A 12,801-nucleotide genomic window follows, 5' to 3' on the forward strand; every position below is an offset into this window, starting at 1 on the left:
TCACCGTGTTTTGAAGTTACCGAGGACAAAAAATGAAACGACTCCAACTCTATTACTGGTACATAGGCGTCCCTGTTGCGCTGGTCTTTTTGGGCGCACTTGTTTTCTGGGACGCCATCATCAGCACGGTCGAGGGCAACCCGCATCCTCAAATCAACTACATCATCTTCTTGCTGGTCGCGGCGGGCTGTTACCAGATGCTGTCGCATGTGCGCCGCATCAACAAGGAGGGCAGCCTGTTTCGTCAATACCGGCTCATGGTTGACAACGGGGCCACCGAAGAACAGCTGCAGCTGGCCATCTTGGAGATGAGCAAAAAACACGATGTTGTGTCCTTGATCGAACTCATTCAGGGCTTGCGTGGCAAAGCACTGACATCGGTCCAGCACGCTGCCATCGAGTCTGAGATGGAACGCTTCAGCGCCCGCCAGACCCGCCGCCTCATGATGTCGCAATTCATGGGCGGCATGATGGTCGGCATGGGCTTGCTGGGCACCTTCATTGGTTTGCTCGGCGCGCTGGCCGAGATTGGCAAACTGATCGGCTCGTTCAACCTCGGGGCCGGCATGATCGACCCAGTGGCAGCCATCAGCGAGCTGGTAGCCCGCTTGACTGCCCCCATGCAAGCCATGGGTGTGGCCTTCAGTGCATCTTTGTTTGGCGTGCTGGGTTCGCTCATCATGGGTGTTCTGTCGGTGGGCGTGCGCAGTGCTTCAAGCGATCTGGTGTCGTTTGTCCATTCCGACACATCCCTCATGCTGGACATTGCCCAAGAAACTGAAGGCGGCGTGCTCGACTTGAACCCCGTGGCCCAAGCTTTGGGTGAGTTGGCCGAACACTCGCCTTTGTTGCGTGGCTTGGCCTTGGCACTTGACCACTCTGAACGCCGAGTGCGCGAAATGATGATGGGCATGGGCACACTCATGGCCCGACTGGAAACCAACAGCCACGGTACAAGCAGTTTGATCCAGCAAATTGGCCAACAAGCCGACCAGCAAGACCGCCTGCTGTCGCTGGTGGCCCAAATGCAAAGCAGCCAAAACCAACTGGCCGAGCGCCAAGCCCAAATGGCCGATGCCCATGTGCAAATGGCCAAACACCTGGAGCAGCACACCGACACCATGGCACGCGCTCTGGGTGTTCAAAATCAGCAGCATGCAGAACACGCGCAAGCCCAGCAAAACCTCTGGAGCCAGCAAGCCGAGTTGCAAAAAGACATCCTTCAGCAACAAAACAAAACATTCGAAAAACTGTTGCAAGCCCAGCACGACCAGTCCAGCGCACAAATGCGGGCGCAAAACACCCTCTGGCAAACCTATCTGGAACAGCAGCAAAACATGCTGCGCAACAAAGAAGAAACACTGGCCAGCCAAGCCAACCTGGAGCGCCAAAACCGGAACAACCAATGGGGCCAATGGGTTCAGGTGCAAGAAGCCGGACTGCAAAAAATGGTGGACCACCTGTCTGGCACGCAACGCGTGCTGGCCGAATACACCAGCCATGCCGACCGTTGGAGCGAACAACTCCAACTGGAGCAACAACGCCAAGGCCAGGTGCATGCCGACGTGACCAAGCTGTTGCAGAAGAACAGCCAAAACCAGCAAAACGAACGCGAGTCCAGCCAAGCCATGCTCTCGCGCATGGACGCCATGCTGCAAGAAGCCCAGTTCCGCAACGAGCAAATCGTGGCGTTTCTGAGCAGCCTGACCTCGCAGGCTCACCAAAAATCTGCTTGATCTTTTAACGCTGAACCACTGACACCGCTTGCCCATGCCGAACACCACGTTGCCTCCATCTGCCACAGCATCCACCACCGCCCAGCCCAAGCCCGGGGGAGAAGCCCGCTTGATCAACGCGACTTCGGTGGATGGGGCTGCACCGCAATTCAAAATCCCGGTCAATGCGCAAACCATTCAATCGGTTGAATCGGTGGACCTGGATCTGGTGTTGACCACCACCAGCGGCGAAAAAATCATCCTTCAGCAAGGCGCTTTGCAAGCAGCCACACAACCCGAAAGCAAGATTGTCTTTTTGGGGGGCGACAGCATCACCGCTGCCGACCAGGTTAAAAAGCTCGGTATTTTGAAGCCCGTGGAAGGCGGTAGCTTTCGCCTGAAGTCTGGCGACGCCAGCCCCGCCGTGGCCGAAAAAATCACGGGCGATGCATTTGGTCTGGGCAAAGAACTGCAAGACACCATGAGCCAGCTGACCGAGACCAGCAAACAGCTCGAAAAAGTGCTGCAAACCCTGAGCACAGCCAGCTTGACCAACGCCACAGACGAATCCCGCAACACGAGTTCAGGGCCCAGCACCGGCACAGGCGTTCAAAAAATCACGCCACAAAGCGAAAACAAATTTGCGTCGCCATCGCCGGGGTCGCCGCCGCAGCCGGAGGTGGAAAAGTTCACGAGCAACAACACCGACACCGGGAGCGTTTCCAACATCAAAATCACAAGCACCCTCAGGGGCTTGTATGGAGCGCAAGAGAACGTCATCTCCAACGTGCTTGCCGTAGACAAAATTCAATCGAAAGAACAAGGCAAAGAAGTCCTGAAGGGGCTCAGCCAGACGGCATTGCGCGAAATGCTGCCCGATGACCCTCTGCAAGTGCATGTGACAGGCACCGACCCGGTTGCTCTTCAACCGGGTGGATTGGCCGTCAATACGCTCGTCATGCCCGGTGTTCTGAATGCGAGCAGCATCCGTTTTGAATTGCCACAAGGTACGGTTTTGCCTGCAGGTTTCCAGATCTCAGGTCAAACGTTTTCTGGCTCCAGCATGACGATTGCCGTCAAAAGCCTCACTGATCTGAGTTTGGCCATTCAATGGACGGTGGCCGATTTGGGCACCACGATCAACAAGACTGATTTCCAGTTGGGCGTGAAATACCTGGATGACAAAGGTGCAGAACTGGAACAAGGCCGCGCACCCCTCACATTCACCTACGGCGAACTCAAGAATATCGAAGATACCGTTCAGCTTGACGGCAATAGCAACACCAAAATTTTCTTGTCGGCGTATGGGTACAGCTACAAAATTTTGGGGGATAACAGCAACAACAATGTTGTAGCTGGAAGTGGCAATGACACCTTGGATGGCGGCGCAGGGACCGATGTGATGGCTGGCGGCGCTGGCCATGACACCTATGTGGTTGATAACACGGGTGATGTTGTGATCGAAGCAGCCAACGCAGGCACCGACTTGGTGAAAGCGTCTGTGAGTTACACCTTGAGCGCCAACGTCGAAAACCTCACCCTCACGGGCTCGGACAACCTCAGCGGCACAGGCAACGCACTGGACAACACGATCACCGGCAACGGCGGCAACAACACACTCGACGGCGGCGCAGGTACCGACACCATGATCGGCGGTACAGGCAACGATATATACATCGTCGACAACACAGGTGATGTGGTCAGAGAAGAATCAGGTGCCGAATCTGGAACCGACTTGATCAAGGCGTCGGTGACGTACACCTTGTCAGCCCATGTGGAAAATCTCGAATTGGCCGGCACGGACAACCTTAACGGCACAGGCAACGGACTGGACAACACGATCACCGGCAACAGCGGTAACAACGCACTCGACGGCGGCGCAGGTGCCGACACCATGATCGGTGGTGCAGGCAACGACACCTACATCGTTGACAACACAGGTGATGTGGTCATCGAAGCGCCCGGCGCAGGCACAGATATGGTTCAAAGCTCACTCAACTACACCTTGGGTACCAACCTGGAAAACCTCACCCTGACGGGTACGGCCACATCTGGTACAGGCAACACCTCAAACAACGTACTGATCGCCAACAGCAACGGAAACAGCTTGAGTGGCTTGAGTGGCGACGACACCCTTACAGGGGGCGCAGGCAAAGACACACTGGACGGGGGCACAGGCACCGACAGCATGGCCGGTGGTTCGGGCAATGACACGTACATCGTGGACAGCACAACCGATGTGATCACCGAAGCGTTCGGCGCAGGCACAGACACGGTGCAAAGCTCGGGCAACTACACCTTGGGTGATAACCTGGAAAACCTCACCCTGACGGGGACGGCCACCAGTGGCACAGGCAATGAGCTGGCCAATACCATTGTAGGTAACGGTAACAGCGACAGCCTGACCGGTGGCGCTGGCGATGACACTTTGACGGGGGGCGCAGGCAACGACACGCTGGACGGGGGCACGGGCACCGACAGTATGGCCGGTGGTTGGGCAATGACACCCACATCGTGGACAGCACAGCCGATGTGGTCACTGAAGTGTCTGGCCCAGGCACAGACACGGTGCAAAGCTCGGTCAACTACATCTTGGGTACCAACCTGGAAAACCTGACCCTGACGGGGACGGCCACCAGTGGCACAGGCAATGAGCTGAACAACGTACTGATCGCCAACAACAACGGTGACAGCCTAAGCGGGGGCGCTGGCAACGACACGCTGGACGGGGGCACAGGCAACGATACGCTGGACGGGGGCACAGGCACCGACAGCATGGCCGGAGGAGCGGGCAATGACACTTACATCGTGGACAGCACAAACGATGTGGTGGCTGAAGTGTCTGGCCCAGGCACAGACACGGTGCAAAGCTCGGTCAACTACATCTTGGGTACCAACCTGGAAAACCTGACCCTGACGGGGCCGGCCACATTTGGCACAGGCAACACCTCGAACAACGTACTGATCGCCAACAACAACGGTGACAGCCTGAGCGGGTTGGATGGCAACGACACCCTGACGGGGGGCACAGGCAAAGACACGCTGGACGGAGGCACAGGCATCGACAGCATGGCCGGCGGGACTGGAGACGATACCTACATCGTGGACAACTCAGGCGATATGGTTACCGAAGCGTCTGGCGCAGGCACTGGCACAGACTTGGTGCAAAGCTCATTCAGTTACACCTTGGTAGCCAATGTTGAAAATCTCACGCTCATCGGGACTGCGGCATTGACAGGGACAGGAAACGTTGATGCTAACGTCATCCAGGGTAACAACGCTGGCAATACCTTGTACGGACTGGATGGCAACGACACTCTCATCGGTGGCAAAGGCAACGACAGCCTAATTGGTGGTGTAGGCAATGACTCATTTGTCGGAGGTGGCGGTATCGATACGGCTTCATATTCGACAGCGGCAGCGGCAGTGACCGTTTCATTGGCCACAGGACTGGGGACGGAAGGCGACGCTGCAGGCGATGTCCTCTCAGGCATCACCAACTTGACAGGCGGCTCTGCCGCTGACACCTTGACCGGAGACAGCGGCAACAACGCTCTTTCGGGCGGCGGTGGGAACGACACCATGTTCGGCGGTGTAGGCAACGATACTTTGGACGGTGGCACTGGCAACGACAGCATGTCCGGTGGCGCAGGGGACGACTACTACAAAGTGGACAGCGCTACAGACTTGGTCACTGAAAATTCAGCAGAGGGCACAGACACCATCGAAAGCGCCGTCAATTGGACTTTGGGCGCGAACATCGAGAACCTGACCTTGACCGGGACCGCCAACGTGGGCAACGGCAATGCGTTGGACAACGTGATCATTGGCAGTAACACGGCCAGCACATTGAGTGGATTCGACGGCAATGACAGCATCACGGGTGGGTTGGGAAACGATACCTTAATCGGTGGTTTGGGCGATGACACCTTGATGGGCGGCAATGGCTCAGACACGGTGGACTACAGCAGCTCGACCACAGGCCTGACGGTGGCTTTGGACGCGACGAGCAACACCACAGTCAATGCGGGTACACACGGTACAGACACCTTGGGTGGTATCGAAAATATCAAGACAGGTATCGGCAACGACAGCGTGACAGCCACTGGCACAGTAGCCAACGTGATCGATGTCGGCGCGGGCAATGACAAGGTTGTTGCGGGCGATGGCGATGACACAGTTTTTGGGGGAGTCGGTGACGATTCTTTAGACGGTGGTGTAGGCACCGACAGCTTAGTTGGCGGCGACGGCAACGACACATTGATTGGCGGTGCAGGTGCCGATACACTCGATGCCCGAACGGGCAATACCAGCTTGGTGAACGACAGCATCAATGCCGGTGCAGACAACGATACGGTGATCATCAGCCAAGACACGCTCGGGTCGGCTACCGTCAACCTAGACGGCGGTACAGGGAGTGACATGTTGCAGGTGTACAAAGGCACAGCAACAGCCGCCTTAGACTTGACCAGTTTGAAAGCCACCAATTTCGAGACACTCGATGTGTTGACCGACACCACGGGTGGTATTTCGGTTACGCTGAGCAGTGCGGGGGTGCAGCAATTGGTGGGAGCAAGCGCCAGCAGCGTTTTGACGCTGCGACTTGGCTCAAACGACTCATACACTGTGGCCGTTGAATCGGGGGTCTCTGTCTCGCAAGGTCAAAGCATTAAGTTTTACAGCAACCCCGACCTGGCTGCCTCACACCTGATTGCCCAGGTCAATTTTTCCTATGTCTGAGACCCAAGCATCCCCCATCCCCCCCGACCTCTCCAGCCTCAAGTCCTGGCTGGGCTTTGTGTTGCGTGGCCGCTTGGGTTGGCTCACTTTGTCCAGTTTCTTCATCAACCTGGGCGTTTTCGTGCCTTCGTTGTTTGGCATGCTGGTTTACGACAAGGTGGTGCACAACGGTGTGTTCGAGACGCTTTGGGCTTTGGCCATTGGCGTCGTTTTGTACCTGGCCATAGAGCTGTGTTTGCGCACCTTGCGTGTGCGCGACATCGAGCGCGTGGCCATGGCGGTGGACCAGTTGATCGATCAGCGCCTGTTTGCCGCTTTGCTGCAGCCTTCGGCCCGCAGCGGGGCGCAGCCGGGCATGGCGGCGCGGTTTCTCACGCTCTACCGTGACCTCGCTTCGGCGCGAGACTTTTTCTCGTCGCAATACCTGCTGGCCATGGCCGATGTGCCGTTTTTGGTGCTGGTGTTGCTGGTCATTGGTGTTATCGCCTGGCCGCTGCTGATGGTGGTGCTGGTTTGGGTGGGTTTGTATGTGCTGGTGGGCCAGTGGCTCAAAGACCGCACGCTCGCGCAAACCCGCGATGTCAACACCGAGCAGGCCACCAAACTGGCCCTGCTGACGGACACCCTGTCGTCGCTGGACACTCTGCGCACCAGCCATGCCGGTAGCCGCATGCAGCAGCGCTTTGGCGCAACGTCGTTGCAACTCGCCCGCGCATCTCGCAAGCTGCGTTTGTCGGTGGTGCTGCAAACGCATTGGCAAATGGCGGTGTCTTTGCTCAGCTACATCAGCTTGTTGGTGGTGGGCGCTTATTTGATCTTTGGGCAGCACATCACCGTGGGGGCGCTCATTGCTGTGTCCATGCTCAGTGGGCGCACGCTGGGCACCGTGGGCCAGGTCTTGCTGGCCTTGGGCCGCTGGACAGAGCTGCGCCAGTCCATGACCCAGCTGGCACCTTATTTGCAAGCTGCGCCGGGGCAGGGCGATGCACTGCCCACCCTCAGCGCAGCCAGCGGCCCCCAAAGCACTCCAGCATCCAGCGCCGTCATCGACACCCTGCGCCGCCCACCAGGCACGGTGCGCGGCCACATCGCCACACACCAGTTGGTGCACCGCTATGCCAACGGCCAGACCGCGCTGCGCGAGCTCAACCTGACCATTCAGCCCGGTGAGCGCGTGGGTCTGCTGGGGCGTCCCGGTTCGGGCAAGTCCACCTTGCTGCGCATCTTGGCCGGAGCCATTCAGCCCATGCAAGGCGAGGTGCGGGTGGATCACGCCAAGCTGCACAGCATCGCCACGCATGACCGTGTGACCTGGCTGGCTTTCAAGCCGCAAGAAGCGCCGCTGTTGGCGGGCACGCTCGAATCCAACATCTTGCTCAACCTGCCTGACGATGCCACGCCCCAAGAGCGCATGGACGCACTGGCCCACGCCGTCTACATGTCGGGTCTTGACGCCGACTTGGCTTCGGGTGCACTGCGGCTGGACTTGCCTATTGAGGAGTACGGGGCCAACCTGTCGGGTGGCCAGCGCCAAAAGGTGGCCTTGGCCCGCACATTGGCCACGCGCCCCCGCTTGTTGTTGTTGGACGAGCCCACCACGGGCCTGGACACCGAAACCGAAAAAACCATCGTCGAGCGCCTAGCCGCCCTGACCGATGTGACCCTCATCATGGTCACCCACAGCGCAGCAGCGCTGGCCATCACCCAGCGGCTGGTCGTTCTGGACCAAGGCCAGTTGCTGGCCGACGGCCCCACGGCCAAGTTGCTGGTGTCCTGATTAAAATGCTCAATTGATTCTGAATAGATTCCTATGCACATTGCTCTGTTAGAAGACGAAATTACGCTGGCCCATGAAGTCGAGGCGCTCCTGACCGAGGCCGGGCACACCGTTGCGCATTTTGTGGATGGGCATCAGATGATGCGTGGCCTGCTCAAAGACACGTTTGACATGTTTGTGCTCGACTGGCATGTGCCGGGTCCCAACGGCATGGAGGTGCTGCAGCACCTGCGTGAAACACTCAAACTCACCACGCCCATCATTTTTCTGACCAGCAACAACGCCGAAGAGCAAATCGTGCAAGCGCTGGACGCCGGTGCCGACGACTACTGCGCCAAGCCTGTGCGCACTTTCGAGTTCATGGCCCGTTTGTCCGCTTTGCAGCGCCGCACGGCACCACCAGCCCCCATGAGCTTGGGCGGCGAGTTGTTGCCCGGTTACGTGTTTGACCACGTTGAGCGCATCGTGCGGGTAGACGGCGAGCCCGTGGTGCTGACCGAAAAAGAATACGAACTCAGCCGCTTGATGTTTGAAAACCCAGACCGTCCGATTGCCCGCAACCGGATCATGAAAGACATCTGGGGCCGCGAAGAAGACGCACTTTCGCGCACGCTCGATGTGCACATTTCTTGGATACGGCGCAAGCTCAACATTGGTGCCAATGCCGACAACGTCCGCTTGGTCGTGGTGCACGGGTTTGGCTACCGACTCATGAAAATGTCGCAACCCGAAGGGGGAACCACATGACCCGTCTGAACGCCACACGGGCCTCGCAGGCCAGTCGCTGCGTTGCCCGTGTGCTGACCTTGGCTCTGGCAGGTGCAAGCCCCTTGTGGGCACAAACCGCATCAGACCCCGTGCCCGACACCGGGCACCTGATTTACCAAATGCAGCAGGGCGACAGCCTCTTGGGCTTGGTCAACCGGCACATGCAAGGCCCGGATGCGCTGAAACAGTTGGTCCAGGCCAATCGGTTCCCCAATGTCAACCGCATTTCGGTGGGCAGCAAAATCAAAATTCCGCGCAGCCTGCTCAAGCACACACCGGCCACAGCGACCGTGTCCCGGCTCAACTGCAAAACCGTCATCCAGATCGATGGCAACGCCGCCACCCCCATCAAAACTGGCACCGTGTTGGGCGAGGGCGCTGTCTTGCGCATTCCGGCAGGCTGCCAGTTTGCCCTCACGCTCGAAGACGAATCCACCCTGCGCCTCATGTCCGGTGCGGTGATCCAGATCAAGACCCTGCGCCGCAACTCACTGGAGACCTCGCCAGAAGTCAAAGTTGAACTGCTCGACGGGCGCATGGAAATCGACGTGCCTAAAAAGCGCCAAACCGGCGATGCCCCCTTCGAAGTGCTCACCCCCACATCGGTGGCCGGTGTGCGGGGCACGGAATTCCGTGTGGGTTTTGATGCCAAACAACGCACCAGCCAGGTCGAAGTCAAAGTCGGCGTGGTGGGCGCTCGCGGCGAGCTAGAGAAAACCGAAAAGCGCACCGAAGCCGGTCAGGGCGTCGCCATCACGGCCAGCGGCCAATCACAGGACATTGAAAAACTCCTGTCTCCGCCTCGATACGCCAGCGTCGAGCCCCAAGCGGGCGGCAAAGACCTGCTGCTCAAATTTGATGCCGCAGCGCAAGCCGAGCGTTTTTTGCTCATCACCGCAGATGACGCCAACTTCAGCGCCCTGGTCTCTCAAACCCAGCCCACCCAAGCCCAAGTGCTTGCCTCGGAGTTGGGCAGCAAACCCGTGTTTTACCAATGGTCATCGATCTCGGCCTCTGGCCTGATGGGGCAAGCCCAAGACTACGCCATCTGCAAAGGCTACAAACGCCTAGACCACTGGCGCTGCAACGTGCCCTTCAACACCTTGGGGCTCATCAAGCCGCACTTGTTGTTCCAAAAAGTGGATGCACAAGGCCAGGTCTTCGAACTGCTCAACGGCCCGATCCAGGCGGTTGACAACAACTTGCTGGTGTTTCGCGGCCTGCCTTCAGGGGTCTACCGCTGGCGCATCGAGCACGAAGTCTCTGCCGCCATGAAGGCGGGCATCAACGGGCAGTTTGAACTGGTGGCCATCCCCGGTACCGACTGATGAAGTCCCCCCTGTCGGTTCTGACAGACGTCTGGCCCAAATGGAGCCAGCGCCAGTACACCCGAGACGAGCGGCGCTTTTACCTCGAATGGGTGATCGTGGCCGTATTGGCACTCAGCACCCTCAGCCTGTTCATTTTCATGGACTGGGGCAAAGCCCCCGGGCACGTCATTTACGACCAGTTCCACCGCTGGCGTGCCCCCTTGCCCTCCAACGACATCGTCATCATTGGCGTGGACGACGCCAGCCTGGACGAGCTGGGCGGCTGGCCCCTCAAGCGCGTGGTGTATGCCGACTTGTTGAAAAAATTGGCCGATACCGGCAACCAGCCCAAAGCCATCGGCTTTGACATCCTCTTTCCCGACCCCAGCCCCAGCGACGCCGAGCTGGCCGCACAAATGCGCAGGCACAACGCCTTTTTGGCGGTCGAGCAGCCCCGCGTCAATGCTGTGGCCCCGTTTGTCGTGCACAAACCCCAGGCCACCCTGATTGACGCCGCTAAAGGCCTGGCGCACATCAACGTCACCTTTGAAAACGATGGGTTTTCTCGTGGCGCCTATTTGCAGGAAGGGGCGCTGCCGCACCTGGCACTGGCCGTCTCGGGGCAACCCGTCCAAAACTACCTGTCGCATGGGGCCTACCGGCGCTTCAACCTGGTGGACCCCGAGATCGGATTTCCGACCGTCTCGCTCGCCGACGCCTTGTCGGAAGGCTTCCCGCTGGAAGTCCTGAAAAACAAATACGTCCTGATCGGCTCCGTCGCCCCCAGCTTGGGCGACCACTTTCCCACCATCTATTCGGGTCGCCAAGGCTCGGGCACACCGGGCGTCATGCTGCACGCCAACTTGCTCAATGACATCCTGCGCGGCAACCTCATCAGCCCGGTGCCCGTATGGGCGCAGTGGGCGCTCAGTCTGTGGGCCTTGCTCTCGGTGCTCATAGCCCTGCTGGTGCTCAGCCCCTTGGCCGAATTTGTGGTCACCCTGATCACGGCGGGTTCGGCCTTGCTTGTCAGCTTTGTGCTGTTGCTGGCGGCTGACGCCTGGTTTGACCCCGGCCTGTGCCTGCTGGCGATTGGTTTTGTCAAACCCGCCTGGGCCTGGCGGCGCACAGAAATGATCGTCCACTTCATGGGCGACCGAGCGGCCAAGCTCGAAAAAGTCCAGCACCAGCGCAAAACCCTCATCACCGGGGGCCTCAAGCTGCGTCACTTTGCCAGCGACACCGTGCTGCAATACTCGCGCCTGCTCGACCGGGCCATTGGCGTGGCCAGTGAGCGGGTGGAGTTTTTGAACCGGATCGTCAGTGAAATCCCCACCGCCATGCTGGTGGCCGATGCCGAGCAACGCATCGTGCTGGTCAGCCCGCGCATGCACCAAGACATTCCAGCGGGCCTGCTGCAAACTGGCCAGCCGCTCTTGCCGCTCATGTTTTATTTGGGCATGCACAAGACCCATGACCTCAACCAGCTCACCGGCCAAGACCACTATGTCAGCGGTGTGGACACCAATGGCACCATCCGCTATTACATCTTTCGGGTGGCGCAACTGCCTCAAACCGAAGACAGCGGGCTGTGGATTTTTGCGCTGACCGACATCACTCAAATGCGCCAGTTTCAGGCGCAACGCGAACAAACGCTGCAACTGCTCTCGCACGACATGCGCACGCCCATCGCGTCCATCATCTCGCTCAGCCGCCAAAGCTGGGCAGGGGCTGGCAACACGGGCACCGTAACCCCGCAAACCGCCGCCAACATCTACCGCCACGCAGACACGCTGCTCAACATGATGGACGACTTCATCTTCTCCATCAAAGCGCAGGCGCAGGAGTACCAACTGGTGGAGACCCTGGTCGACAGCGTGGTTGACGACGCCATCTACCAAGTCAAAGACCTGGCCCAAAGCCGCCAAATGCGACTCGTGCAAAGCTTTGACGACGAGCCCCAATTTGTCATGGCCGACCAACGCCTGCTCACCCGCATGCTGGTCAACCTGCTGGTTAACGCGGTGCGTTATGGCCAACGCGGCACAGAAATCCACATTGCTCTGAGCCACGACGCCGACCATATGGCCTCTGGGCAAACCATGCCCATGGCCTCGCTGGGCCAAATGGTGCACATCGTCATCACCAACCAGGTGGGTGAGCCCACCGACACCGCCGAACCCCGACACATGGCCTCGCAAGGCTTTGGGCTGGGCTTGTCGTTCGTCAAAACCGTGGTCCGCAAACACCAGGGCCATATCCAGTTTGAGCTGCCCACCACCCCCGGCACCCAGGCACAGGTGCACCTGCAACTGCCCATCTCCAAGCCATTCGGCCAAAACTGATTTTTTGCCGCTTTCCCTTTGGGGAGCTTGGCCCGCAGCGAATGTCGCAAGGTAATAACAACAAAACCATCAATTGATAAATTTGACGTTTTAATAAATTTAAAACGCCATTTAGGCTTAGTTAAGAACCAAAACTGACGTTAATT

The 12,801-nt window shown here is 58.6% G+C and carries 7 protein-coding genes; all 7 read left to right on the forward strand.

Annotated features, from left to right (window positions below; all coding sequences use genetic code 11):
* The first annotated feature begins 32 nt into the window (after positions 1 to 32).
* Genes B9Z33_RS09375 through B9Z33_RS09405 form a run of 7 tightly spaced genes read left to right on the forward strand, consistent with a single transcriptional unit; the run spans position 33 to position 12,655 of the window.
* Positions 33 to 1,736: a hypothetical protein gene (locus tag B9Z33_RS09375; RefSeq protein WP_108286730.1), complete on the forward strand. Its 1,704-nt coding sequence runs from the start codon at positions 33 to 35 to the stop codon at positions 1,734 to 1,736.
* A gap of 34 nt (positions 1,737 to 1,770) precedes the next feature.
* Positions 1,771 to 4,332, forward strand: coding sequence for a calcium-binding protein (locus B9Z33_RS09380; RefSeq protein ID WP_108286731.1), 2,562 nt, complete (start codon positions 1,771 to 1,773; stop codon positions 4,330 to 4,332).
* Positions 4,230 to 6,455 (forward strand): calcium-binding protein, encoded by a 2,226-nt coding sequence (locus B9Z33_RS09385; protein ID WP_199220319.1) that lies wholly within the window; start codon positions 4,230 to 4,232, stop codon positions 6,453 to 6,455. The genes B9Z33_RS09380 and B9Z33_RS09385 overlap by 103 nt, the downstream gene beginning before the upstream one ends.
* Positions 6,448 to 8,232: a peptidase domain-containing ABC transporter gene (locus tag B9Z33_RS09390; RefSeq protein WP_108286733.1), complete on the forward strand. Its 1,785-nt coding sequence runs from the start codon at positions 6,448 to 6,450 to the stop codon at positions 8,230 to 8,232. The genes B9Z33_RS09385 and B9Z33_RS09390 overlap by 8 nt, the downstream gene beginning before the upstream one ends.
* Positions 8,233 to 8,265: 33 nt before the next feature.
* Positions 8,266 to 8,979: a response regulator transcription factor gene (locus B9Z33_RS09395; protein WP_108286734.1), complete on the forward strand. Its 714-nt coding sequence runs from the start codon at positions 8,266 to 8,268 to the stop codon at positions 8,977 to 8,979.
* Positions 8,976 to 10,328, forward strand: coding sequence for a FecR domain-containing protein (locus B9Z33_RS09400; RefSeq protein ID WP_108286735.1), 1,353 nt, complete (start codon positions 8,976 to 8,978; stop codon positions 10,326 to 10,328). The genes B9Z33_RS09395 and B9Z33_RS09400 overlap by 4 nt, the downstream gene beginning before the upstream one ends.
* Positions 10,328 to 12,655, forward strand: coding sequence for a CHASE2 domain-containing protein (locus B9Z33_RS09405; RefSeq protein WP_108286736.1), 2,328 nt, complete (start codon positions 10,328 to 10,330; stop codon positions 12,653 to 12,655). The genes B9Z33_RS09400 and B9Z33_RS09405 overlap by 1 nt, the downstream gene beginning before the upstream one ends.
* The last annotated feature ends 146 nt before the right edge of the window (positions 12,656 to 12,801 follow it).

The sequence above is a fragment of the Limnohabitans sp. T6-20 genome, from assembly GCF_003063505.1.
GTDB lineage: Bacteria > Pseudomonadota > Gammaproteobacteria > Burkholderiales > Burkholderiaceae_C > Limnohabitans_A.

What these genes read in the sequence shown, in the direction of transcription:
- B9Z33_RS09375 (WP_108286730.1), top strand. Translation starts at nt 33, where the DNA reads ATGAAACGACTCCAACTCTATTACTGGTACATAGGCGTCCCTGTTGCG.
- B9Z33_RS09380 (WP_108286731.1), top strand. Translation starts at nt 1,771, where the DNA reads ATGCCGAACACCACGTTGCCTCCATCTGCCACAGCATCCACCACCGCC.
- B9Z33_RS09390 (WP_108286733.1), top strand. Translation starts at nt 6,448, where the DNA reads ATGTCTGAGACCCAAGCATCCCCCATCCCCCCCGACCTCTCCAGCCTC.
- B9Z33_RS09395 (WP_108286734.1), top strand. Translation starts at nt 8,266, where the DNA reads ATGCACATTGCTCTGTTAGAAGACGAAATTACGCTGGCCCATGAAGTC.
- B9Z33_RS09400 (WP_108286735.1), top strand. Translation starts at nt 8,976, where the DNA reads ATGACCCGTCTGAACGCCACACGGGCCTCGCAGGCCAGTCGCTGCGTT.
- B9Z33_RS09405 (WP_108286736.1), top strand. Translation starts at nt 10,328, where the DNA reads ATGAAGTCCCCCCTGTCGGTTCTGACAGACGTCTGGCCCAAATGGAGC.